This window comes from Streptomyces sp. NPDC006235 (assembly GCF_040613735.1).
GTDB lineage: Bacteria > Actinomycetota > Actinomycetes > Streptomycetales > Streptomycetaceae > Streptomyces.
Genome location: NZ_JBEXSR010000029.1, coordinates 10,004 through 33,905, shown reverse-complemented (window position 1 = coordinate 33,905; position 23,902 = coordinate 10,004). Strand labels below are relative to the sequence as shown.

23 protein-coding genes and 2 pseudogenes are annotated in these 23,902 nt (G+C 73.0%); 10 read left to right on the top strand and 15 right to left on the bottom strand.

The genetic code is table 11. The annotated features are described in order from the left end of the window. Positions 1-12 precede the first annotated feature (12 nt). Positions 13-264: a WhiB family transcriptional regulator gene (locus tag ABZ192_RS28410; protein WP_010033226.1), complete on the bottom strand. Its 252-nt coding sequence runs from the start codon at positions 262-264 to the stop codon at positions 13-15. Positions 265-366: 102 nt separating this feature from the next. Continuing rightward, positions 367-1,584, bottom strand: a complete 1,218-nt coding sequence (locus ABZ192_RS28405; RefSeq protein ID WP_356927319.1) for a saccharopine dehydrogenase C-terminal domain-containing protein — start codon at positions 1,582-1,584, stop codon at positions 367-369. A 119-nt stretch (positions 1,585-1,703) separates the two neighbouring features. On the opposite strand from ABZ192_RS28405, the gene ABZ192_RS28400 reads away from it, so the two are divergent. Continuing rightward, positions 1,704-2,411, top strand: a complete 708-nt coding sequence (locus ABZ192_RS28400; protein ID WP_356927318.1) for a helix-turn-helix domain-containing protein — start codon at positions 1,704-1,706, stop codon at positions 2,409-2,411. A 4-nt stretch (positions 2,412-2,415) separates the two neighbouring features. On the opposite strand, the gene ABZ192_RS28395 is transcribed toward ABZ192_RS28400, so the two are convergent. Continuing rightward, positions 2,416-3,312 carry a LysR family transcriptional regulator ArgP gene (locus tag ABZ192_RS28395; protein WP_356927317.1) on the bottom strand — a complete coding sequence of 299 codons (897 nt, stop codon included), beginning with the start codon at positions 3,310-3,312 and terminating at the stop codon, positions 2,416-2,418. A gap of 69 nt (positions 3,313-3,381) precedes the next feature. Between ABZ192_RS28395 and ABZ192_RS28390 the strand changes: the two genes are divergently transcribed. Continuing rightward, entirely contained in the window at positions 3,382-3,999 is a 618-nt protein-coding gene (locus ABZ192_RS28390; protein ID WP_356927316.1) for a LysE/ArgO family amino acid transporter, read from the top strand. Positions 4,000-4,082: 83 nt separating this feature from the next. Beyond that, entirely contained in the window at positions 4,083-5,375 is a 1,293-nt protein-coding gene (locus tag ABZ192_RS28385; protein ID WP_356927315.1) for an MFS transporter, read from the top strand. Positions 5,376-5,379: 4 nt separating this feature from the next. Here ABZ192_RS28385 and ABZ192_RS28380 read toward each other — a convergent pair whose 3' ends face one another. The 3 genes from ABZ192_RS28380 to ABZ192_RS28370 all read right to left on the bottom strand — a co-directional run bounded on the left by ABZ192_RS28380 (position 5,380) and on the right by ABZ192_RS28370 (position 7,866). After that, on the bottom strand, positions 5,380-5,835 hold the full coding sequence (locus ABZ192_RS28380) for a cyclic nucleotide-binding domain-containing protein (protein ID WP_356927314.1): 456 nt from the start codon (positions 5,833-5,835) through the stop codon (positions 5,380-5,382). A gap of 261 nt (positions 5,836-6,096) precedes the next feature. Then, a complete protein-coding gene (locus ABZ192_RS28375) occupies positions 6,097-7,575 on the bottom strand; it encodes an ornithine decarboxylase (RefSeq protein ID WP_356927313.1) in 1,479 nt (492 codons plus the stop codon). 69 nt (positions 7,576-7,644) lie between these two features. Further along, complete coding sequence (locus ABZ192_RS28370) at positions 7,645-7,866, bottom strand: hypothetical protein (protein WP_356927312.1); 222 nt, start codon at positions 7,864-7,866, stop codon at positions 7,645-7,647. Between the two features lie 323 nt (positions 7,867-8,189). On the opposite strand from ABZ192_RS28370, the gene ABZ192_RS28365 reads away from it, so the two are divergent. The 6 genes from ABZ192_RS28365 (at position 8,190) to ABZ192_RS28340 (ending at position 12,361) form a co-directional block, all read left to right on the top strand. Continuing rightward, positions 8,190-8,624: an ATP-binding protein gene (locus ABZ192_RS28365; protein WP_356927311.1), complete on the top strand. Its 435-nt coding sequence runs from the start codon at positions 8,190-8,192 to the stop codon at positions 8,622-8,624. A gap of 207 nt (positions 8,625-8,831) precedes the next feature. Beyond that, entirely contained in the window at positions 8,832-9,686 is an 855-nt protein-coding gene (locus ABZ192_RS28360) for a SigB/SigF/SigG family RNA polymerase sigma factor (RefSeq protein ID WP_356927310.1), read from the top strand. A 29-nt stretch (positions 9,687-9,715) separates the two neighbouring features. After that, a complete protein-coding gene (locus tag ABZ192_RS28355; protein ID WP_356927309.1) occupies positions 9,716-9,985 on the top strand; it encodes a DUF5133 domain-containing protein in 270 nt (89 codons plus the stop codon). A gap of 112 nt (positions 9,986-10,097) precedes the next feature. Further along, positions 10,098-10,955: an ANTAR domain-containing protein gene (locus tag ABZ192_RS28350; protein ID WP_356927308.1), complete on the top strand. Its 858-nt coding sequence runs from the start codon at positions 10,098-10,100 to the stop codon at positions 10,953-10,955. Between the two features lie 103 nt (positions 10,956-11,058). Next, the gene (locus ABZ192_RS28345; RefSeq protein WP_356927307.1) at positions 11,059-11,898 is read left to right on the top strand and encodes a DUF1206 domain-containing protein; all 840 of its coding nucleotides are present in this window, start codon (positions 11,059-11,061) and stop codon (positions 11,896-11,898) included. A gap of 28 nt (positions 11,899-11,926) precedes the next feature. After that, the gene (locus ABZ192_RS28340; protein WP_356927306.1) at positions 11,927-12,361 is read left to right on the top strand and encodes a hypothetical protein; all 435 of its coding nucleotides are present in this window, start codon (positions 11,927-11,929) and stop codon (positions 12,359-12,361) included. Between the two features lie 919 nt (positions 12,362-13,280). Here the strand turns inward: ABZ192_RS28340 and ABZ192_RS28335 are convergent. The 9 genes and pseudogenes from ABZ192_RS28335 to ABZ192_RS28295 form a co-directional block, all read right to left on the bottom strand. Next, positions 13,281-15,521 carry an FUSC family protein gene (locus tag ABZ192_RS28335; RefSeq protein ID WP_356927305.1) on the bottom strand — a complete coding sequence of 747 codons (2,241 nt, stop codon included), beginning with the start codon at positions 15,519-15,521 and terminating at the stop codon, positions 13,281-13,283. Positions 15,522-15,607: 86 nt separating this feature from the next. Next, positions 15,608-16,981: an NAD(P)/FAD-dependent oxidoreductase gene (locus tag ABZ192_RS28330; RefSeq protein WP_356927304.1), complete on the bottom strand. Its 1,374-nt coding sequence runs from the start codon at positions 16,979-16,981 to the stop codon at positions 15,608-15,610. A 229-nt stretch (positions 16,982-17,210) separates the two neighbouring features. Continuing rightward, positions 17,211-18,941 (bottom strand): SpoIIE family protein phosphatase, encoded by a 1,731-nt coding sequence (locus tag ABZ192_RS28325; RefSeq protein ID WP_356927303.1) that lies wholly within the window; start codon positions 18,939-18,941, stop codon positions 17,211-17,213. Then, positions 18,938-19,543, bottom strand: a pseudogene (locus ABZ192_RS28320) (SpoIIE family protein phosphatase); the annotation flags it as partial. The pseudogene ABZ192_RS28320 and the gene ABZ192_RS28325, both read right to left, overlap by 4 nt. 546 nt (positions 19,544-20,089) lie before the next feature. Further along, positions 20,090-20,503 (bottom strand): annotated as a pseudogene (locus ABZ192_RS28315) (anti-sigma regulatory factor); the annotation flags it as partial. Next, a complete protein-coding gene (locus ABZ192_RS28310; RefSeq protein WP_356927302.1) occupies positions 20,503-20,943 on the bottom strand; it encodes an anti-sigma regulatory factor in 441 nt (146 codons plus the stop codon). The gene ABZ192_RS28310 and the pseudogene ABZ192_RS28315, both read right to left, overlap by 1 nt. Further along, on the bottom strand, positions 20,943-21,362 hold the full coding sequence (locus tag ABZ192_RS28305; RefSeq protein WP_086558899.1) for an STAS domain-containing protein: 420 nt from the start codon (positions 21,360-21,362) through the stop codon (positions 20,943-20,945). Before ABZ192_RS28305 ends, ABZ192_RS28310 begins: the two co-directional genes overlap by 1 nt. Beyond that, complete coding sequence (locus ABZ192_RS28300) at positions 21,359-22,246, bottom strand: STAS domain-containing protein (protein WP_356927301.1); 888 nt, start codon at positions 22,244-22,246, stop codon at positions 21,359-21,361. Before ABZ192_RS28300 ends, ABZ192_RS28305 begins: the two co-directional genes overlap by 4 nt. Positions 22,247-22,510: 264 nt before the next feature. Further along, on the bottom strand, positions 22,511-22,912 hold the full coding sequence (locus ABZ192_RS28295) for an STAS domain-containing protein (protein ID WP_356927300.1): 402 nt from the start codon (positions 22,910-22,912) through the stop codon (positions 22,511-22,513). 340 nt (positions 22,913-23,252) lie between these two features. Here ABZ192_RS28295 and ABZ192_RS28290 point away from each other — a divergent pair, with 340 nt between their 5' ends. Continuing rightward, positions 23,253-23,624 carry a PRC-barrel domain containing protein gene (locus ABZ192_RS28290; protein ID WP_356927299.1) on the top strand — a complete coding sequence of 124 codons (372 nt, stop codon included), beginning with the start codon at positions 23,253-23,255 and terminating at the stop codon, positions 23,622-23,624. Positions 23,625-23,902 lie beyond the last annotated feature (278 nt).

The window sequence follows — 23,902 nt, the reverse complement described above, 5'->3', positions numbered from 1 at the left end:
GGTGCCGGGGCGTCAGCCGGAGCGGCGCCGGGCCGCCGCCCGCCGCTTCAGCGCACGCCGTTCCGTCTCGCTGGTCCCGCCCCACACACCGATGGACTGCCCCGTGTCCAGCGCCCACTGCAAGCACTGCTCCTGGACGGGGCAGCGCCGGCACACCGCCTTGGCCTGCTCCGTCTGAAGGAGGGCCGGGCCGGAGGTGCCGATCGGGAAGAAGAGCTCGGGGTCCTCGTGCCGGCAGGCAGCGTGGTCTCGCCAGTTGTCCATCGAAGTCACCTGCGATCGCAGTAGAAACGTGCCCGTTCGGATGATTGCTCCTTTTCGGGTCACCTGTCGACGCCTCGTGAAACAGCGCCGCCCCGGAACCGCTCACTGCTCGCGCATGCCCCAGGGCGAGCCGTAGGCCGTCAGCAGGTCCAGGAACGGGCGGGCCGGGAAGGCCTCCGGGCCGAGCACACCCGCGCCCGACCAGGCGCCCGAGGCGAGGAGTTCGAGCGCGACGACGGGGTTCACGGCCGTCTGCCACACCACGGCCTGGGAGCCGTACTCCGCCATGGACCACTGGTTGTCGACCACGTGGTAGAGGTATACCTCGCGCGGCTTCCCGTCCCGCACGCCCCGCACCCAGGTGCCCGCACACGTCTTGCCGCGCATCCGCTCGCCGAGCGTGGCCGGGTCGGGCAGGCACGCGGCGACCACGTCCCGGGGCGAGACCGCCACCGGACCGTCCGGTCCCGGCACGGTCACCGGGTCGGTGCGGTCCAGGCCCAGCAGGTGCAGCGTCTTCAGCGTCTCGACGAACTCGCGGCCCAGGCCGTACTTGAAGGTGACGCGGCGCGCGTCGACCCAGCGCGGGAGAAGGAGCACCTCCTCGTGCTCCACGTTCACGCACTCGACCTCCCCGATGCCCTCGGGGAAGTCGAAGACCTCGGGCTCACTGAAGGGTTCGGTGGTGAACCAGCCCCGGCCGGCCTCGTAGACGACCGGCGGGTTCAGGCACTCCTCGATGGTGGTCCAGATGCTGAACGAGGGCGCGAAGCCGTAGCCGTCGACGGTCAGATTCGCGCCGTCGCGGACGCCGATCTCCTCGATCTCGTCGAAGAGCTCGTCGGCGGCGTACCGCGCGAAGACGTCCGACAGACCCGGCTCGACGCCCATGCCGACGAGGGCCAGCACACCCTCCTTCTCCCAGTCGGCCGCCTGCGCGAACTGCTCGTCGCCGAGCTTGACCCCGCACTCCTCGTACGGGCGCTCGGCGTGCGGCCGGGACAGCGACATCGCCATGTCGACATAGGTGGCGCCCGCGGCGCGGGCCGCGCGGAACAGCGGCATCACGAAGCGGGGATCGGTGGCGTTCAGCAGGACGTCACAGCGGTGCCGTGCCAGCAGCCCGGCGACCGCCGGCTCGTCGCCCGCGTCCACCTGCCCGGCTGTGAACCGCGCGTCACCGCCGAGCGCCGCGACCGCCGCCTCGGCCCGGCCCCGGTCGTAGTCGGCCACCACCATCGCCTCGAAGAACGGCCGCCGGGCCGCGATCCGGGTGATCGCGCCGCCCACGCCTCCGGCACCCACGAGCAGTACACGCATGACAGAAACTCCCTTTTCGCGAAGAACGTGGCGCGCCCTCGGGGGAGATACAACGCCGCCCTGTGTTTTAAGGTCAATGGCGTTGGCATAAGGCCGCGAGGCCGGAGGAGGAGACCGTCGTGCCGAAGCCCGTGGTGCCCGAGGAGAAACGCCGCCGGCGCAGGCCCACCAAGGGCGGCACCGTGCTGTCCGAGCGGCTGATCGTCGAGACGGCGCTGCGCATGCTGCGCGAACACGGCAGCGCGGGGCTGACCGCCCGCAGGCTCGGTCTGGCCCTGGACGCCGACCCGAGCACGCTCTACCGGTACTTCCGGGGCATGGACGATCTGACGCTCGCCATCGGCGACGCACTGATCGGACAGGCACTCGACGGCTGGGAGCCGACGGGGGAGTGGCGGGCGGACCTGCGGGCCGTGGGGCTGCGCATCCACGCCGCGTACGTGGAGCACCCGCAGGCCGCGGTGCTCACCGCGAGCCGCGTCTCCGGCCGGGCCCACGAACTCGCGGCCGACGAGGCCGTCCTGGACATCCTGCGCACGGCGGGCTTCGCGGTGCCGGACGCGGTACGCGTCTACCACGCCTTCGTCGACACCACACTGGCCTTCGCCGCCCTCGACGCCGCCTCGCTCGCCCTGCCCAGCGCCTCGCTGCGGGCCGACGAGGAGATGTGGCGCTCGACCTACGCCCGGCTGCCCGCCACCACCCACCCCCGCATCGCGGAGGCGGCGCCCCTGCTCGCCACCCGCATGCTCACCAGCGCCTATCCGACGGCCCTGGACATGCTGCTGGACAGCGCGGCGGCCCAGCTGGAGGGCGTCCGGGAGTAGGGCGTCACACCCGCAGCGCCTCCGCGGCTGCGGCCGCCACCGTCTCGGCCACCTGGGCCAGCGCGGGCGAGTCGAGCTTCCACTGCTGCCAGTACAGCGGCACGTCCACCGTCCGGCCCGGGGCGAATTCGACCAGCCGCCCGGCGTGCAGCAGCGTGTCCGCCTGGGCCTCGGGTACCAGGCCCCACCCCAGTCCGGCCACCACGGCCTCGACGAAACCCTCCGAGGTCGGCACGTAGTGCCGCAGCGCGCTCGCGCCGCACCGTCCCCGGGTGAGCCGGCGCACGAAGCCGTCCTGGAAGTCGTCCCGCCGGTCGAAGGCCACCACGGGCAGGTCGGGGAGCACCCGTTCCAGCGGGCCGCCGAGCCGGCGCGCGGCGAAGTCCGGCGCGGCCACGGGGAGGTAGCGCATCCGCCCCAGCGACCGGACGGAACAGCCCGGCACGGGGTCGGGCGACGAGGTCACCGCCGCCATCACCACCCCCTCCCGCAGCAGCGCCGCCGTGTGGTCCTCGTCCTCGCGGCGCAGTTCGAAGTACAGCCGCATCTCCTCCGGCACACGCGTGAGCACCCGGAGGAACCAGGTGGCCAGTGAGTCCGCGTTCACCGCCACCGACACCCGCGTCGGCTCCCCGCTGCCGCTCAGCCCGAGCTCCGCGTACGCGTCGTGCTCCAGCCGCGCCACCTGCCTGGCCAGTCGCACGAGCACCTCGCCCGACTCCGTCGGCCGCACCGGCTTGGTCCGCAGCAGCAGCACCCGCCCGGTGCGCTGCTCCAGCGCCTTCACACGCTGACTGATCGCCGAGGGCGTCACATGCAGCGCGGCCGCCGCGGCGTCGAACGTCCCCTCGTCGACGACCGCGAGCAGGGTGCGCACCTGGTCCAGAGGCAGATCAGTCATCACGTCTGCTAACGATACGTAAGAATCTTTAGCTGTACGCGACCCGGGCCGGTCCGTAGCGTCACGGCCATGACCAGCACCTTCACCGCCGCGGCCGCGGGGTTCGGCACCGGACTGTCCCTCATCGTCGCCATCGGCGCCCAGAACGCCTTCGTCCTGCGCCAGGGGATCCGCCGCCAGGCCGTCCTCGCCGTCGTCGCCATCTGCGCCCTGTCCGACGCCGCGCTCATCGCCCTCGGCGTCTTCGGGGTCGGTGCCGTGGTGGTGACCTGGCCGGGCGCACTGAAGGCGGTCGGCTGGATCGGCGGCGCGTTCCTGCTGGGCTACGGCGCCCTGGCCGCCCGCCGGGTGTTCCGGCCGGACGGCGGCGCGCTGAAGACGGAAGGGGAGTCGGCCGGATCGACGCACCGGGCGGTCCTCACCTGCCTGGCGATGACCTGGCTCAACCCGCACGTCTACCTCGACACCGTCTTCCTGCTCGGCTCCGTCGCCGCCGACCACGGCCCGCTGCGCTGGACGTTCGGCCTCGGCGCCGTGCTGGCCAGCCTGTGCTGGTTCGCCGCCCTCGGGTTCGGCGCCCGGCTGCTCGGCCGTTTCCTCGCCAGGCCCGCCGCCTGGCGCGTCCTGGACGGCCTGGTCGCCGCCACCATGATCGTGCTCGGTGCCGTGCTCATCACCGGGAGCTGAGACCTCGGCGATCCGGCGCCCGGAGGCCGGTGCGATAGTGATCCCCGGCCCGGTCGGTGTAGCGAGCATCCAGGAAGCGGCGAGTGGACACGAGTGAGAGCAGGAAGGACGAGCGGCATCCGGCGCCGGAGGCCCCCCGGCGGCGCGGCTGGCGGCGCTGGGCCATGGACACCCGCCCCCTGCGCCGCCCCGCCTACCGGCGGCTGTGGAGCTCGACCATCGTCACGGCCGTCGGCAGCCAGCTCACCGCCGTCGCCGTACCCAAGCAGATCTACGACATCACCGGCTCCTCGGCCTGGGTCGGCGCCGCGAGCATGGCCGGCCTGCTGCCGCTGATCGTGTTCGCGCTGTGGGGCGGGGCGATCGCCGACAGCATGGACCGGCGCAAGCTGCTGCTGATCACCAACAGCGGCATCGCCGTCACCTCGCTGCTGTTCTGGCTCCAGGCCTTCACCGGCCTGGAGTCGGTGACCGCGCTCATGCTGCTGCTCGCTGTGCAGCAGGCCTTCTGGGGCCTGAACGCACCGGCCCGCAACGCCTCCATAGCCCGGCTGGTCCCCGAGGACGAACTGCCCGCGGCCAACGCCCTCGGTTCGACCGTGATGCAGACCGGCCAGGTGGCGGGCCCGCTGCTGGCCGGTGCCCTCATCCCCGTCATCGGCCTGCCCGAGCTGTATCTCATCGACGCCGTCGCCCTGTGCGTCACGGTGTGGGCGGTGTACCGGCTGCCGTCGCTGCCGCCCCTGGGCGGAACGGCGGTGCCCCGCGCGGGCGTGAAGGAGATAGCCGCCGGTTTCCGCTACATCTCCGGGCACACCGTGCTGCTGCTGTCGTTCCTCGCCGACATCATCGCCATGGTCCTCGGCATGCCCCGGGCCCTGTTCCCGCAGCTCGCCGCCCAGACCTACGCGCCCTACGGCGAGGGGCTCGCGCTCGGGCTGCTGTTCGCGGCGATTCCCATCGGTGCCGTGCTCGGCGGCCTGTTCTCCGGCACCTTCTCCCGGGCCCGCCGGCACGGCTGGATGGTCATCGGGGCGGTCGTCGTCTGGGGCGTGGCCATCACGGGTTTCGGGCTCAGCCGCAGTCTGTGGGTGGGGGTGGCGTTCCTGGCCGTGGCCGGGGTCGCCGACATGGTGTCGATGGTCTTCCGCGGGGCGATCCTGCTGTCCGCCGCGACCGACGAGATGCGCGGGCGCATGCAGGGCGTCTTCACCGTCGTCGTGGCGGGCGGTCCGCGCCTGGCCGACGTGCTGCACGGCACCGCGGGCTCCGCCTTCGGCCCCCGGACCGCCGTCGCGGGCGGCGGGCTGCTGGTCGTCGCCGTGATGCTGGTCCTGGCCGCCGCCGTACCGGCGCTGCGGCGCTACCGCGTCTGACGTCTCACAGGGCGCCTCGCCGGTGCAGCGTGTACTGCTCCATCAGCTTGCCCCGGGTCATCTCCAGCCGGTGCGCGAGCACCTCGGCGACATTGCGCACCAGCACCAGCCCGAGCTGCGGATCCTCCTCGCACAGCCGCAGCACGGCCGCCGCGTCGAACTCGTAGGCCCGGACGGGACTGAACGCCACCGCCCCGAAGTCCCAGGTGTACGGCGGGAACAGCCAGGACCAGCCGAGCAGGTCGCCCGCGCCGAGGCTGGCCACGGTCACCCGCTGGAGGGAGTTCACCTGCTGGTCCAGGGAGACCGCGCCGGAGCGGATGACCCAGAAACGGTCGGCCGTTCCGCCCGCCTCGAAGATCCGGGCGTCCTCGGGGAAGGACACCTCCCGGGCGAGTGTCATCAGGCGCTGCCGCTGGGGCGGGGGCAGGGCGGTCAGGAGTTTGATCGCTTTGGTCATGACGCGGAGCTCCTCGCCGGGCGGTCGACTTCCGGTGCTTTCCCTACGCCCATTTCAGCCGCTGCCGGGCCCCCGGGCACCTCGGCGTGCACAACTTTTCCGGGACATGAAAAAGCCCTGGCTGGACGGGGGAGACCAGCCAGGGCCGTAAGCGGTGGTGCGGAGGACAGGGGGTCGACTCCGTCACCACGTATGGATGAACCGTAAACCATCCCTGGGGCCTGTGTGCACCCCGGACCGGGTCGCGTGACCCGTTTCACTTCAGTCCGCGTCCTCGGCGAGGACCCGGACCGTCTCGAGCTCCGGGTCGGTGGGGTCGGGCAGATGCATCCCCGCGGCCAGACCGGTCCGCAGGTACGCCAGCACCGGCTCGGTGAGGCGCTCGCCGGGCAGGACGGCCGGGATGCCGGGGGGATACGGCGTGATCATCTCCGCCGCGACCCGTCCGGCCGCCCCCGCCACCGGCACGTCCTCGGCCGGACCGAAGAACGCGTCCCGGGGCAGCACGGCCTGTTCCATCCGCAGCCCCGCCGGCGACGGCACCTCCACCCGCGGCGCCCGCGGCAGCTCCCGCGCGGTCCCCGCGAGGTCCCGCAGCGCCTCCAGCAGCTGCCCGGTCGTCTCCCGGTCGTCGCCATGGGTGATCTGCGCGCCGATGCGGCGGTGGTCCACCAGATGCGCGTCGATCTGCCGGTGCTCGCGCAGCCAGTCCGCCGCCTGGTAGCCCGTGATCCCCAGCCCGGTGACGTCGATGACGCCGGGCAGCGGGTCGAGGTCGTCGGACAGGCCCGGGCCGCAGAAGTCGTCGCGGTCGTTGACGTGCAGCCCGTCGATCTCCTCGATGGCGGAGCGGACCTCGGCCGCGAGCGTGAGGGCGCCGCCCATCAGCTCCTCGCCGTGCAGCGCCATCTGCCGCCGCCAGCCGTCCAGGCCAGCGAAGATCAGCACCGACGGGCTCGTGGTGCCCAGCAGGTCCGCGCGCATCCCCAGCAGCGCCGGCGGGACCAGATCGCCCTGGAGATGGAAGACCGAGCCCTGCTCCAGGCCGCTGCCCATCTTGTGGATGCTGGTCACGCAGATGTCCGCGCCCGCGTCCATCGCCCAGGACGGCAGACCGGGATGGAAGGGCAGATGCGCGCCCCAGGCCTCGTCCACGATCAGCGGCCGCGAGCGTCGGTGGCACACCTCGGCGACCGCCCGCAGATCCGCGCAGCCGCCGTACGGTGTGGGGCTCGTGACCAGCGCACCCCGCGCGTCCGGGCGGGCGTCGAAGGCCTGGTCGAAGTCCTCGGCGGACGGGGGATGGGCCAGGTGCCGCTCGGCGTCCCACCGCGGCTCGACCCAGACGGGCTCGATCCCGGAGATGATCAGTCCCGCCACCACCGACTTGTGGGCGTCACGCCCGATCAGCAGCTTCTCGTGCGGCCCGGCGACCGACAGCATCGCGGCCTTCACCGACAGGGAACTGCCGCAGGTGCTGAAGAACGTGTGCTCGGCGTGCACCGCGTCGGCCATCAGCTCCTGGGCGCGTTGCAGCACCCGCCCGCGGGTGAGCCGGTCGTCCAGACCACCGGAGGCCAGCACATCGCCGTGGAAGACCGCGTCACCGAGGACCTCCCGGACCGCCGGGTCGGCGCCCCGGGCCTGCTTGTGCCCGGGCGGCGTGAACGACAGGTGCCCCTTGCGGCGGTACTCGTCCAGGGCTTCCAGGACCGGTGCTCTGGTGTGGTCGACTGTCATGCGCACCGGGTTCCCGGCAGGTGCCCGCACAATCCGCCCGTGCCCGGCAGCGGGCAGCGGACCTCTTGGTCAGCCCTCCGCGGTGTGTTTGCCCGGAGTCAGGATCTCGTCCAGCACCGTCAGCACCGCCTCGTAGGACATCTGCCGCACGGTCGCGTCCCGGGCGCCCTGCGGGTCGGTCGGGCCCAGTTCCTCGCTCCTGGTCCGCCAGGACCGCTCCTCGCGCACCGCGCAGGCCCTCGCGCGCTGGATGCGCCGCAGCAGTTCGTCGGAATCCACCACATCGGTCATGCACCCCGCGTACCCCGGCGACGCGTGGTGATGGCAACGATTCACGGCCGGCCCGGATTTCCCGGAGTTTCCCGGATCTGCCACCGGGGTCTTTTCGGGGTGATTTTCCGACAGTGGTGCGGACCGAGGTTTGCAGGTGCGGGGAGAGGTCAGCCGAACTAAGGAGACCCGCGGTGCTCGCGCGACGCGCCCCGAAACCGCGGGCGGTGGAAGGAAGAAGACACCGAATTGCGGGTCCGTGAGCCCGAAGTGTGCCCGGGCAGGCGGCCACGGTGCGGGATCCGGGACCCGGGTCATGTCCTGACCGAGCAGGGAGCTTAAGGATGTGCGAGGAGCACATGATCGAATCAGTATTCGAGCCGCCCGGTGCGCACCGGGCCCGGCCGTGCAAACCCGCCGAGGCACGCCGGGCCGTGGAGCGCGCCGTGGCCGAGCGCTGCCGCACGACCCATACCGCCTGTGACGCCGACGCCCTGTCCGACGCACTGCTCGTCGCCTCGGAGCTGACGACCAACGCCATCCTGCACGGCGGCGGCGTCACCGACTTCCAGGTCGACGTCGACGGGCCCGGCGTACGGCTCTCGGTGAGCGACCGCAGCGACGAACTGCCGGTGACCGCGCCGCCCACCGATCCACACGGACGGCTGCGGCACGGCGGCCACGGCTGGCCCATCGTCTGCCGCCTCTCCCGTGACGTCCGCGTGTCCGATCTGCCCGCCGGCGGCAAGCGCATCACCGCCGTCGTCCCCCTGGCCTGAACGCCCGCGGACCGGTTCACTCCAGATTGCTCAGCAAAGTGGAGTTTGTTCCACCGGGGGCAGGGCAGACGCAAACTCGTGCTTCGGACCGGAGGCGCGCCAGCGGGAGCGGTATGTACGACTGCCCCGGAGGCCCTCCAGGCGATCCGGGCGGCGACCGTCCCGCGGTAAGTCCCTGAGACCATCGTTGTTCAGGAGCGAATCCGCATGCTCATCGATACGCCCACGAACCGTCCCGGCACGCCCGAATCGACGACCACCGCCACGCGGCGGCGGCACGACGACGCTCCGGACACCGCGGCTCTCTTCGCCCGGCTGGCGGAACTGGAGGAAGGGCCCGAACGAGAAGCAGTCCGCGACGAGCTCGTCACGCTCTGGCTGCCCATGGCCCACCGGATCGCCGGCCGCTTCCGCGACCGCGGAGAGTCGATCGAGGACCTCCGGCAGGTGGCGGCCCTCGGGCTCGTCAAGGCCATCGACCGGTTCGACCCGAGCCGGGGAGCCTTCGAGAGCTACGCCGTCCCCACCATCACCGGCGAGGTCAAGCGGCACTTCCGGGACCGCATGTGGGCCCTGCGGGTCCCCCGCCGCGTGCAGGAACTGCGCAACAAGGTGCGGCTTGCACGCCGTGAACTCACCCAGAACCCGGGCAGCCCCGAGCCCTCCGTGGCGGACATCGCCGCCCACACCGGCCTGACCGAGGAAGAGGTCAGCGCCGGGCTCGAGGCGCTGGAGAGCTTCAGCACCCTGTCACTGGACGCCGAACTCTCCGCCGACGACGACGGCTACAGCCTCGCGGACACCCTCGGCGCGGCGGACTCGTCCTACGACGTCGTCGTCGACCGCGAATCCGCCAAGGAAGGCCTGCGCCGCCTGCCGGAACGCGAGCGGGCCATTCTCTACATGCGGTTCTTCGAGGACATGACCCAGAGCCGCATCGCCGACCACCTGGGCATCTCCCAGATGCACGTCTCCCGCCTCATCAGCCGCAGCTGCGCCCGCGTGCGTGACGAGGTCCTGGGGCAGCGGACGGGCACCCGCGGCACCTCCACGACGGCCTGACCACCGACCCACCGAGGAGCGAGAAAGCCATGCTGAGGCCCCATCCCGTCGTGCTCCGTCGCCTCGTCGACGAGTACGAAGCACTGTCGGCCGCCGCGCGACCGGGAGAACCGGCCGACCTGAGCGGGCGGGCAGGCGACCTTGAGTACACGTTGTGCGTGTCCACCGGCACCCGGAACGTCGAGCGTGCCCTGGAAGTCGCTCACCAGTGGCTCGCGACCGCACCCGCACCGGCCCGCGAGTCGTCCGCCCCGCCCTCCGTCACCGGGCAGCGCACACCGACCCCGGAGCCCGCGTGATCGGAGTGTGCGCATGACGTGACGGGGAAGGCGTGGCACCGAAGGGGCCCGGCCCACGGCGGCAGCCGAGGCCGGGCTCTTACGTGTCACGTCACCTAGACCGGGGAGTTCCATGTCCACAGCGGGACGGAAGGCCGCAGACGACGATGCCGAACTGGAGCGCCTGCGCGCCGAAGTGCGCGACCTGCGTGCCCGGGCTCGCGTCTACCCGCTGATCTCACAGGCCCAGGGCATGCTGCAGGAGCGGTACGCGCTGCCCGACGCGGAGAGCGCCTTCGCGCTGATGCAGCGGGCGTCCCAGCGGTACAACGTCAAGCTGCGGACCCTCGTGGGGTTCCTGGTGACCGCGCCGCCTCCCGACAGCCGGGAACGGCTGTGGTTCCCGCGCCGGGTCCGCCGGCCGGAACCCGACCTGACCTTCACCTCGGCCCACCGGTCCGGGTCCGGCAGCCGCAGCGCCGTCCTGAAGGCCGTGCTGAGCAGCACCCTGGCCGTGGTCGACACCGACATGGGCAACGTCCAGCTCACCGACCGGGCCCGGGGCGGCCTGCGCCTGGAGGAGCACACCGGACACCCGCCCGACTTCGTCGACTTCTTCGCCCACGTCGACGGCGGCGGAACCGCCTGCGCCCGGGCCGCCCGCGACGTCGCCCAGGTCACCGTGCGGGACGTGGAGAGCGACCCGGTGTTCAGCGAACCGGCCCGCCGGGCCATCCTCCAGGCGGGCAGCAGGGCCTGTCACAGCGTCCCGCTGATCACCGCGTCCGGCCTGTGCGTCGGCATGGTCTCGGCCCATCTGGACCGGCCCCTCCAGGGACTGACGACGGCCCAGACCAAGGCCCTCGACACCGTGGGCGGCGAGGCCGGCCGGTGGCTCGCCTGGCACGACCGCACGGTGGTTCTGGACGCCCTGGAGCACCTGCACGCCCTCGGCCGCGCCGGCCGTGGAACGAGGTTCCGGCGGTCCTGAAGCGCACGCGGCAGGCCCCGCTCTGACCGGAATCCCCTGGTCCGGTGGCCGGGCCGGGTGTGTGCCGGGCGAGCCGGGGCATCCGGAGTGCCGGGAGGTCGACATGAACACGAGTGCATTGGCACAGGACGGCCGGATCCGGGCCCGGCGAGCGGCACGGGGTTCGGCTGTCGAGGGGGCGGCACGGGCGGGCCTGGCCGCCCGCGGTGTGATCTACCTGCTCGTCGGGGCCCTGGCGGTGCAGATCGCCTTCGGCGACACCGGTGAGCAGGCCGACCGCGGGGGAGCCCTGGCCGAACTGTCGCAGAAGCCGTTCGGCGCGGTGATGCTGTGGGCGCTGGGCATCGGACTGGCCGGTATGGCCCTGTGGCGGCTGTCCGAGGCGCTCTTCGGCTCCGTCGGACAGGACGGCCGCAGCGCCCGCAAGCGGCTGCTGGCGACGGCCCGCTTCTGCTTCTACGTCTTCGTCGCCTACTCCGTGCTGTCGTTCGCGGCGGACCGGGGCGGAAGCGGCGGCGGATCCAGCGACCGGCAGTCCCAGGACGCCACCGCCAGGGCCCTAGAGATGCCCGCGGGCCAGTGGCTGGTCGGCGCGGCCGGCCTCGCGATCGTCGCGGTCGGCGGGTGGATCGGCGTACGGGCGGTGCTCCGGAAGTACCACGACAAACTCCGGCTCGGGCAGATGAACCCCCGGACACGACGGCTGGTGGACGTCACGGGTGTGGCCGGCGGCGCCGCCCGGGGGCTGGTGTTCGCCGTGGCCGGCGTCTTCGCCGTCCGCGCCGCGGTCGACTACGAACCCGACCGGGCCAAGGGCCTGGACGACACCCTGCGCAGCTTCGCGGACACCCCTCTCGGCCCCTGGCTGCTGGTCTGCGTCGCGGCCGGGCTGGTGCTGTTCGGGGTGTTCTCCTTCGCCATGGCCCGCTGGCGCCGCGTCTGAGCCGCGCCATCCGGGGAACACGAAGCCAATGAGCGATTCCGAGATTCCGCATGGCGACGGCCGGCCCGTGGACGTGTACCTGGACCTCCTGCGCATCCGGATGGACACGGAGGACTACCGCCTCCTGATGCGCGTGGTGGAACCGGTCCTCCAGGCGATCGACGAGGAGCGCCTGTCCAGCCTCGACTTCGCGCTCGACTCCGGGGCCGACGACGAACTGCCCCAGGAAGTGCGGGACGAGGTGGCCCTCGTCATCGCCACCGCCGTCACCGGCCGCCTGGACAACGAAGTGATCGAACTCGACGTCGACGAGACCGGCCCGGTCAGGATCGTCACGGACGCGTCCACCGCGTCCGACCCGGTCCGCCTCGGCGAGATCGCCGACTACATCAAGGAACGGCACCGGCAGACGGAGGAACTGCGGGGCATCGCCGAGGTCAGCGGCCTGCCCACGGACTTCTGACCAGCCTCGACCCTGGTCACCGGGCCCCCTGAAGCCCAGCCTCCGACCCCGGCCCTGCCCCACGCCCCAGGCCCTCCGGGCCTTCGTCCCTCGGCTCCGTCGGTCCCCTAGGCCCCCGGCTCTCTGGCCCCCGGCCTCCGGCCCACGGTCCCCGATCCCGGGCCCGTCGGTCCCCTAGGCCCCCGGCTCTCTGGGCTCCGGCCTCCGGCCCATGATCCCCGATCCCGGCCCGTCGGTCCTGGGGTTGTCCCAGGCCCCGGCCGTCTAGGTCCCTGGTCTCCGGCCTTCGGTGTGCGTTTCCGCCACCGGCGCGCTGGGCGGCTGGGCAAGGCCCACCAGGGCCTCGTGCCCCGGCCCTCCCGGTTCTCCCCGGTCTCCGGCCCCTTCAGGCCCGCAGTGCCGCCACCGGCACGCGTAGCAGCCCACCAGGGCCTGCCCCCCCGGCCTCCGGTCCGCAGTCCCCGATCTCGCGCCTGTCGGTTTCCGGATCCCAGGCCCCGGCTCTCTGGGTCCCCGGCCTCCGGTCGGCGGTCCCCGGTCTCCGGCCCTTCAAGCGCGCGCTTCCGCCACCGGCACGCTCAGCGGCTGGGCGAGGCCCACCACGGTCTCGCCTCCTGGCCCTCCGGGCCCCCGGCTCCCGGTTCGCGCATACCGGTCTCCGCCTTGGCCTCCGGCCTTCAGGCTCACGGTTCCGCCACAGGCTCCCGATTTCCCGGTCCGCGGTCCCGGGCGCCGGGCCCTCCGCGTTCCTTGCCCCGGTCCCTGGCCTCCGGTTTCCGGCTCGCGGCCCTTCAGGCCCGCGGGTCCGCCACCGCGCGCTCAGCGGTTGCCCACCACGGGCTCGTGCCCCGGCCCTCCCGGTCCCCGGGTCGGCGGTCTCGGGTCCCGGGGGCCCTCCGGGTCCCCGGCCTCAGGCCCCTCAGGCCCGCGGTTCCGCCACCGGCACGTCCAGTGGTCGGGCGAGGCCCACCACGGCCTCGTCGAGTCGCTCCAGGTGTCGCAGTACGCGGTCGGTGATGCGGCCGTAGCGTGGTGTGCCGGCGTCGGAGCCCAGCAGTGAGGCGATGCTCGGCCCGGTCTCGACCCGGGCGGCGGCGTGCTCGTCGGCGACCCGGGCCGCGATGGTCTCGATGTTGCGTACCGTGCGCCCCGCGGCCCCGCGCAGTCGGGGGTCCGCCGCGATCGAGGGATGCGTGGGCAGCAGCTCGGCGGTGGCCGCCAGCGTCCGCGCGTGGTACGCGCAGGTCTCCAGCAGCGCCACCACGTAGCGGGCCGTGTGGCGCCGGGCCCGCAGCGGCGTGACCGGATGGGTCAGCGGCTGCGTGGCGGCCCGCAGGTCGGCCAGCGCCTGGTCCAGGTCGCGCGCCTTGTCCAGCAGCTCGTCCGCCGGCCCGCCGCTCAGCTGGCCGACCGCGGCCTCGGTGACATCGGCCAGCCGCTCCAGCACCGTGCCGAGCAGCTCGTTCGTCCGGCGGTCGGTCCGCACCGGCAGCACCAGCGCCGCCGCGACGACCCCGCAGGCCGCACCGAGCGCCGTCTCCTCCACCCGCAGCAGGAGCACGTCGAGGCTGTAGGTGTGCAGCAGCGTGTACAGCAGCCCCAGCATCGCGGTCACGAAGAACGACATCAGCGTGTACGACAGCGGCGCCACGTAGAACATCGCGAAGATCAGCACCAGGACCAGGCCGAACGCCGTCCAGGTGTGCTGTCCGACCAGACCCGCCAGGACGATGCCCGCCACCACGCCGAACACCGTGCCCAGCAGCCGCCGGTACCCCTTGACGAGGATCTCGCCCGTCGAGGCGGTGTTCAGGAAAACGATCCAGCACGTCAGCACCGCCCAGTACCAGCGCTGCGTGGACAGCAGCTCGCCGCCCACGATGGCCAGTGCCGACCCGACGGCGACCTGCACGGCCGCGCGTGTGGTGGGCCGCCGCAGCCCCGTCTCCTTCTCCTCCGCCGGCTCCTCGCCGCCGTCGATCGCGGCGTCCTCCGCGTCCAGTTCCTCACGGGAGCGGGCCGTCGCGGGGGTGTCGTCCGACTCGTCCTGCGGCCCGTCCAGCGCGATCCGCAGCCCCAGCACCGAGCGGGCCGCCTCGCCGATGCCACGGAACACGTCCTGGACGGCCGCGGGCGCGGGCGGCAGGTTCTCCTCGTCCCGGTAGCCGAGGAGACGGTTGCGCACGTGCGCCAGCCCGGTCCCCGCGTCGCCGCTCCCGGCCCGCAGCACGAGAGCGCGCAGCGCCTGGAGATCACGGCGGAGCGTGGCCGTGGCCTCGTCCGGTACGGCCGGCTTCCCCACCGACGGCGCGGGAGCGCCCGGCAGGTGCAGGGTGAGAGTGTCGGCCCGTTCGGCGCTGCGCGAGGTCAGCAGCAGCAGACCGAGCCGCTCGGCGGCGATCTCGGCGTCCGCGATACGCCGCTGCACGAGACGGGCCGCCGACTCGTCCGGGGTGCCCTCCTCCAGCTGCGCCTGGATCATCATCGCCGTCTCGTGCAGCCGCGCCGTGCCCTCGCGCACGGCCTCCAGAGCCTTGTCCATCTCCTCCGGGGCGGCGTCGAGAAGGTCGAGCTGCGCGGACACCAGCTGGGCCAGCCGGGCGCGGAAGGCCAGCCGCAGCCGCAGCAGGACACCCGTCGGCGTCGCGGGCACGACCGCGAAGCGCAGCACGGCACTGGCACAGAACGCCACGGCGATGGCACCGCACAACGTGGGCAGCGCGGACACCTTGGCGCCGACGAACAGGGACAGGAAGTAGACCTGGAAGCCGATCAGCCCGAGCGCCGTGCCCCGGTCGCCGAACCGGCGGCCGTACACCGCGCAGAAGATCAGGACGACGAAGAAGACGTCACCGGCGTACAGACGCGCGTTGAGCACCGCGCCCAGCGTCACGGAGACCAGCGCCACCGGCAGGCCCAGCGCCAGCGTCACGGCCTGGGCGCCGAGCTGCTTCTCCCGGATGGCGAAGGTGGCGACCATCGCCGCCATGGCCCCCGCCACCAGCAGATGCACATCGGCCCCGAACAGGGTGAGCACGGCCAGCGTGAGGGCGATGGCGCCGACCGTCCGCAGCCCGGCCGTCAGGCGCAGCAGCCCCGGGTCGGACGCCGCGATCCGGTCCCGCAGTCGTGCCCGCACCGACCGTCCCGCTGCCCTCACGCCGCCGCACTCTCTCCCGACTCACCACACCAAGATCCGCACCTCAGCATGACATGCCACGAGCGGAAGGCCCCGTCCGGCCCGGCCTACTCCTGCCGGGCGGTTCCCTCGACGTGAGCCCGCACCTGCTCCGGCGTCAGATAGGCGTCGGTGTACTCGAAGTCCTTCAGCCTCGCTGCCTTGCGGGCCTGGAACCCGGTCCGTACGAAGTCGTCGCCGGCTACCGCGTTGAGGAGCCAGTTGGTCATCACCCGCGTCTTGGCGACGTTGGTGCGCAGCGCCGACCAGTGGTAGCCGCGTGCCACGGCCTGGGCGGGCAGGCCCCGCAGTTCGATGCCCAGCGGCTTGGAGACCGCGTCGGTGCCGCCGAGGTCGACGACGAGCCCCAGGTCCTTGTGGACGTACGGTTTCCTGGCCTGACCCCGCAGCGTCGCGATGACGTTGTCCGCGACGTGCTTGCCCTGCCGCAGGGCGTGCTGCGCGGTGGGCGGGCACATGGCGCCGTCGTCCCCCTTGGCCAGGTCGGGCACGGCGGCCGAGTCGCCGAGCGCGAACACCCCGTCGTTGCCCGGCAGGTTCATCTCGGGGGCGACCGCCAGCCGCCCTTTGACGGTCTCCGCGCCCAGCGTCGCGATGAGGGGACTGGCGACGACCCCGGCCGTCCAGATGAGCGTGCGGGTCGGGATCACCCGCCCGTCGGTGAAGGTGACCTCCTCCGGGCCCGCCTTCGCGATCGAGACGCCGAGGGAGATCTCGATGCCCCGTCGGCGCAGGATCTCCTGCGCGCTGCTGCCGAGCTTCTCGCCGAGCTCCGGCATCAGCTTCGGCGCGATGTCGATCAGATGCCACTTGATCAGGCCAGGGTCCAGCCGCGGGTACCGCTTCACGGCCGCGTGCGTGAGCCGCTGCAGGCACGCCGCGGTCTCGGTGCCCGCGTAGCCGCCGCCGACCACCACGAACTGCAGCCGCGAGGCCCGCTCGGCGGGGTCCTGGCTCGCGTCGGCCAGGTCCAGCTGCGAGATGACGTGGTCACGGATGTACGCCGCCTCGGCGAGCGTCTTCATCCCGAACGCATGGTCCGTCAGCCCCGGGATGTCGAAGGTGCGGGTGATGCTGCCGGGGGCCAGCACGATGTAGTCGTACGGCTCGTTGACGATCTGGTCGGTGATCGTGCGGATGACGCAGACCTTGGACTTTAGATCGACGCCGATGGCCCCGCCCGGAATGATCCGCGTGCGGTACTTCTTGCTGCGGCGCAGCGAGACGGCGATCGACTGCGGCGTCAGCACGCCGGAGGCGACCTGGGGGAGCAGCGGAAGATACAGCTGGTAGGCGAACGGCGTCACCAGCGTGACGTCGGCCTCGTCCGGGGAGAGTTTCCGTTCCAGACGGCGGACGCACTCCACGCCGGCGAAGCCTGCGCCAACCACCAGGATCCTGGCTCGTGTCACGGTGTTCATCCCTTTCTGCGGCTCCAGGCGGTCTGCCTCGAACGCCTATCGACTGCCCCTGGATCGCTGGTTCGCACCCCATTGATCCCACCGCGTCCTCGACCGGCACGCCAGTCGGACGCGGCAGGCAGACGAACGCGTCGATCACCACCATGCCCGGCCCGTGGCCGAAAAGCACCAGGCGGGAGTGAAGAACGCGTGCACACACGGTCGGCGGGACCCGTCACAGGATGCGGCGTCAGGACGCGGCGTCCCCTTGGAGATGACACAGCAGCAGACACACGTCGTCGTCGCGCTCGGAATCGCTCAGCAGCGGATGCAGGATCCGGTCCGCCGAACCCTCCAGATCGGCGTCCAGCTCCGCCGAGCGGAAATCGCCGAGCGCCGAGGCCAGCCGCTCGATGCCCGGGTCTATGCCCTGTGCACGCCGTTCGACCAGTCCGTCCGTGTACAGCGCGAGCGTCGAGCCCGGCGACAGGCGCACCGTGTGGTCGTCGATCTCCTGCGTGAGGGGGATGCCCAGCATGGCGCCGGGTTTGGCGTCGAGGGTGCGCACGGTCCCGTCGGGCAGCCGCAGCACCGGCGGCGGATGGCCCGCGGCGGCCCAGGTCATGGTGGGCTCGTCCGGGTGGAACCGGGCGATGACCGCGGTGGCGTACAGATCCGGCTGGAGATGGTGCAGGAACCGGTGCAGCCGGGTCAGCAGCCGGCCCGGGCTGTCACCGTCGACCGCGTACGCCCGCAGCGCCGTGCGCAGCTGGCTCATCATGACGGCCGCGTGCAGTCCGTGCCCGGTCACGTCGCCGACGACGGTGATGAGACCGCCGTCCCGCTGGGGGAACGCGTCGTACCAGTCACCACCGATGTTCAGCCCGTGGGTGGCGGGCAGATACCGCGCGGCGAGTCTCAGGCCCGGGGTGGCCGGCAGATCCGTGAGCAGGGCGCGTTGCAGCGTCTCGGCGATGTCGCGGTTGTGCTCGAAGCGCCGGGCGTTGTCGATCGCGATGCTGGCCCGCCGGGTGAGCTCGATCAGCATCACCGCGTCGTCCGGGTCCCAGCGCGCACCGGGCGGCGACAGGGTCAGCACGCCCAGCGGGGCCCGGCGCGTCGGCAGCGGAACGCACAGCAGGGGCCGGGTGGGATCCAGCGCGGACGGCGGCTGGTCGTCGACGCCGGGCAGTCCGCCGGGATGGTCGGCCGCGTACTGCGGCCGCCCGGTTCGGGCCGCGACCACGGCGGCGGCCGGATGCGGCGCCGACCGGTGCTTGTCGTCCTCGTTGTCGAACAGCCAGATGTCGACGCTGCGGGCGTACTCCGGCACCAGCAGGTCCGGCAGCCGGCGCACGATCTCCTCGTGGTTGAGCGAGGCCGTGAGCACCGCGCTCGCGTCCGCGAGGAACGTCAGCCGGCGGCGGGCGCTCTCCGCCTCGTTGCGTGCCCTGCGCTCGGCGGCGAAGGCCTCGCGCTGGGCCCGGCCCGCCGCGTCCAGCTCGGCGTGCAGCGCCAGGACGCCCTGGTTCGTCTGGTGCAGCTCCTCGCGGTGGAAGGCGACCAGGTCCTCCTGCTCCGTGAGCTTGTCCAGCACCACGGCCGTGTCCTCGTCGGCGCCGAGCAGCGCCTGCGCGAGGGCGGCGGGATCGTCCTCGACGGCACCGGCCTCCGTGGCCCGGGCCGCCTCGGGGCAGGGGACAGTGACCTCCCACGGCGGCTCCCCGGCGGCGGCCGACGCGTCCGGCGACGGCGTCACCACGGCGTGCAGCAGCCCCTCCTCGGCGGGGGACCCGGCCATGTCCAGGGTGAGCAGCCAGGTGCCGCCCTTGGTGAGGCACTGCCGCAGATGGGCGCTGAGGGCGGCGGCCAGCCTGGTCCGTTCGACGGTGGGCACACCGTACGCGGCGGCCAGGCGCGCCAGGGCGATGCGGGCCCGTGCCGCATCGGTGACGGTGGTGATCTGCCAAGTGCGCATCATGGGAGTTCCGGCGGGGTCGGAGTCAGCACGGCCACGGCGGTGTCGTCCCGCACCGGCCGGGCGGGACTGCTCGCGTCGCGTATCGCCAGGGCGGCCGTCACGGCCGGGTCGGCCGCGGGCAGACCGGCGTCGGACGGCGGCGTCCAGCGGCTGGGCAGGCCGTCGGTGTGCAGGACCAGCAGCCGGTCGGCGGCCCAGTCGGCCTCCTCCTCGCGGAGGGTGCCGGGCCGGTGCACGCCGACGATGCCTGGCCGCGACAGCAGCGGACGCCAGGTGCCGTCCGCGCGCAGCCGCGCCCCTACGTTGCCGATGCCGGCGAACCGCAGCCGCCCGGCCCGCACGTCGAGCTGGGCCAGGGCGACGGCCGCGCCCCGGGTGCCCTTCAGGGCGTCGTGGAGCCGCCGCAGCGACTCGGCGGGGGAGAGGTGGGCCCAGCGGTGCAGCGCCGTGACCGCGGCGGACGAGGCGCGGGCCGCCTCCGGGCCGTGCCCCAGACCGTCCGCCAGCATCAGCGTCAGCCGGTCGCCGGAACGCACCCACGCCCAGGCGTCACCCGAGTACTCGGCTCCGCCGTAGGGGATGTTCACGCCTCCGGCGCGCACACCGGCGACGGCGACGGACCGGTCTCCCGACAGGCCGGGCAGCCCTGCCGGCCCCGGTACGCCGTCCCCCCGCGTCTCGCGGCCCGGAACGGCGGAGACCTGCCGAGGACCGGCGCCATCCCCGAGACCCCGACCACCCCCGGGCACGCTGCTCTCCCCAGGCATACCGCTGTCCCCGGGCCTGCTGCTGACCTCGGGCCGGCCGCTGTTCCCGGGCGTGCCGCTGTCCCCGGGCCCGCCGCTGACGTCGGGCACGTTGCCGTCGGGCACGCCGCCCGCCCGCCCGGGGAAGACCGCCGCGCCGCCGGGCGCCGCCGCGCCGCCGGGTACCACCGCGTGCCCCGTCAGGGTGCCGCACGCCACGGCTCCCACCGGTGCGTCGCCCGCCCGTGCGGCACCGCCCGGCCACCAGCCGCCGGCCAAGGCCCCGCCCTCGGACCGGGCCGGGGCGCCGGGAACAGCCGTACCGGTCGCCGGGCCCCGGCCGCCCGGCACGAAGGCGGCCCCGGCCCGCACGACCGGACCGCCGCCACCGCGCGGCGTGGTGCCCACGCGGGCCACCGCGACCGTGCCGCGGCCGGGCGTGCTGTGCAGGGCGAAGTCGTCGGCGAGCCGTTGACACGTGCCGAGGCCCGCGCCGAGCGAGCTGGTCGTGGAGAAACCGTCGCTCATGGCCGCGGGCAGATCCGGAATGCCAGGTCCGTGATCGATCGTGGTGATCTGTACGACCCGGGACTCCGCGCCGTCCTCCCGCAGCGCGGGCGCGGTCACGATGTCGATGAGCACCTGACCGCCCTCGGCGTGCTTGAGCAGATTCGTGGCCAGCTCGGTCGCGACCAGCGCGGCGGCCGCCGTGCGCCGCTCGTCCAGACCGGCCAGCGCGGCCGCGCTCTCCGCGGCGACCCGAGCGTCGCGCACCCGCGTCGAATCGCGCACCGGGACGTCCCACACGCGCGGCATCAGGCCTCCTCGCGCGGACGCGGCGGCTGGGCCGCCCAGCAGGTCACCCGCACGGTGGTGCCGTCGCCCGGCGTGCTGTCGATCTCGAAGTCGTGCACCAGGCGCCGGGCGCCGCTCAGACCCATCCCCAGCCCGTCGCCGGAGGTGTAGCCGTCGCTGAGCGCCTGGTCCAGGTCGGCGATGCCCGGCCCCTGGTCGGTGAAGGCCAGCCGGAGCCCCTGCGCACCGCCGCTGCACAGGTGCGTCGCCTCCATCTGTCCGCCACCGCCGTGCACGAGGGTGTTGCGGGCCAGCTCGCTGGCCGCCGTGACCAGCTTGGTCTGCTCCACCAGGCCGAAGCCGAGCCGGGCCGCGGCCTGCCGCACATGCTGTCGCACCCACACCAGGTCCATGTCCGACCGGATGGGCAGGCAGGCCTCCACGCCCGCGGCAGTGTGCATCACGGACTCTCCTGACGCGGGCCGCCCGGACGGTACGCCGGGGTCTGCTGCGTGAGGAGCTCCATGCCGGCCTCGGTGCTCAGCGCCGTGCTCAGCCCGGGCAGGGTCAGACCCAGTTCCGCCAGGGTGATGGCGACCGCCGGGCGCATGCCGGCCACCACGGTCCGCGCGGCCAGCAGCTTGGCCTGCGCGGCGATCTCGGCCAGCACCCGGCCGAGGAAGGAGTCGACGATCTCCACCCCGGAGATGTCGATGAGGACACCACGCACCCCGGTACGGGAGATCGTTTCCGCGAGATCCTGCTGGAGCTGCTGTGCCGTGCTGTCGTGCAGGTCCCCCTGGAGCGTGACCAGCAGGACGTCACCGAGCCGGAGAACCGGCACGTGGCCCGGGACGGGACGGGAGTACGCGTCGCTCACCGCTGACCCGCACCCGGGTTCACGATGTCCGCGCCGAGCTCGTGCAGCGCGTACCGCAGCGCGTCGGAAAGGCTGGCGCGGGTGATCACGTCCAGGTCCAGGCCGAGATGGACGATGGTCTGCGCGATGGCGGGGCGGATGCCCGAGACGATGCACTGGGCGCCCATCAGCCGCGCCGCGGCGACCGTCTTCATCAGGTGCTGCGCCACCAGCGAGTCCACCGTCGGCACGCCGGTGATGTCGAGGATCGCGAACCGGGCGTGCTGGTCGACGACGGCGTTCAGCAGCGTCTCCATCACCACCTGGCTGCGGGCACTGTCCAGCGTCCCGATCAGCGGAACGGCCACGACGCCGTCCCACAGCCGGATGACGGGCGTCGCCACCTCCATCAGCTGCAGCCGCTGCCGGTCGCTGAGCGCCTGCCACTCGCTCAGCGCCGTCTGCATGGCGACCAGCCGCAGGGTGCCCATCAGCACCGTCAGCGCCGTCGAACACGCCCGCATGTGCTCGGGCGGCGCCTGCTCCAGATCGGCGGCCAGCAGGTTCTCCACAGGGGGCCGCAGCGCGGCCAGCTCAGTGGCGACCTGGGTGTTCGAGAGCCCGGCCCGCGAGCGGGCCGCCCCCATCCGGGCCAGCTGCTCACGCACGCCGCTGAATCCCGCGGCGTCAGGGTCCTCCACCTGATCCGAGTCGGCCACCTGGGCCAGCGCGTCCACGACGACCTTGCTCGCCTCCACCGCCTCGTCACGCGAGACGGTGAACACGGTGCGGAACAAGGGCTCGTCCGCCCACCGCTGGGCGATCTGCTCACGCCTGCGGTGCAGGAAGTCCCTGACCTCGTGTGTCGGCGTGGCGAGCTGTCCGTCCGCTTCGTGCTCCGGCACCTGGTTCTCTCCTCATCCGCGTTGCGTCGACCGAGCCCGCCAAAGGCAACGGGACGGTGCTGTGACACTTGCCGGGCGACAACTCTAACCATGCGCCGACCTCGTACGACACCGGATCCGGCGCAACCGATCCGGTCCGGGGGAGCGGCACTTGACCGGCGCCGTCACCGGCGCGCACAGGACGAACGGCCGTCCGGGCAGGGCGGACGAGGATACCGGGCCGCCGGTCCCGCCGACGGCGTGCCCGAGGGGCCACCCGGCCCGTCAGGCGCTCTGCGCCCCGGGCTCCTCGGGGATGTCCGGCACCTCGTCGGCGCGTTCCAGAGCCTCCTCGACGCTCTCGGATATCGGCACCGTGATGCTGACACCGGTCAGGTCGAGGACGCGCCGCACGGCCGGCGTCGGGTTGATGACGTGCACGCTGCCGGCGGTCCTGCGGGTCTCCTGGTACACCCGCAGGATGATGTTCATCCCGGACGAGTCCATGAAGGGGACGGACGACAGGTCGAGCAGGAAGTGCCGTCGGCCGTGGTGGAGTTGGTTGGCCAGATGGGCCTGGAACTCGGTCGCGGTGTCGACGTCCAGGTAGCCGTCGACCGTGATCAGGGCCACGTCCTCCCGGGGCAGTTCGACTTCCACGGACAGCGGGTTCTGGGCGAGGGGCACGGGTACCTCCAACAAGTGCTACGGCCTGGGCGGGTCACCTCTGCGGATGACCGCGGTGCGGGGCGATGCCGGTTCTGGTGCGGGCTCTGCTGGCGTTTTTCATCTGCCTCCCTTCGCCACCGGGCTCCGTTTTCACCGCGCCCCGCGATTACCCCGGAAACCGCCTCCCATGCCCCCAGGCCGACGAACCTTGCCGAAGCCCGCCGCCGACGGCGTACGGTGGCACGTGTGTGCACCGAATGCGCTTGCGGCAGGAGGGTAGTTGCTGCTGTGGAGCGGTCGGGCGGGAACCGTCGGCCGGACTCCGCGATCCGCACACCGTCAGGGAGGATGGAGCAGCGTGGCCATCGACAGAATCTGGTCGTACGCGCCGGACAGCGGTCACGTCGAGGGGCAGGACCTGACCGGTTTCACCGTCGCCGCGACCGACGGCACGATCGGGCACGTGGACCGTGAGGACGCCCCGCACGGCATGCGGCACCTGGTCGTCGACACCGGCGTGTGGGTGTTCGGCCGCAGCGTCCTGGTGCCGGCCGGAGTCGTCACCGGCATCGACCCGCAGGGCCGGAAGATCACGCTGGCCTGCACCAGGGGAGACGCCAAGGCGGCGCCCCGCTTCCAGACCGACAGCGAGACCCGGGACCCGGCGTACCTCACGGCCGTCGGCGACTACTACGACAGGCTACCGCCGCGCACGACGGCCTCGGCCTAGTAGGGGGTGTCCGCAAAGTCCCTGCCCTGCGTGGGAGGTGCCCCCACTCGCCGCACCGGGCGACCACCCGCGTACAACCAGTACGCGGGCGTCCGCCCGGCACTCCTCCAGCCTTCGGCCGGGGGGACCCCCAGAGCACGCACCGAACGCCGCCGGGCCCGCCCTCCGGGCGGACGCCGGGACATTGCGGACACCCCCTAACCCCGAGCCGGGGGCGGGCGCGCCGCGCCCGGGCCCCCCGCGGGGCACCACGGGCGGGAGACGGGTGGGAGCGTGGC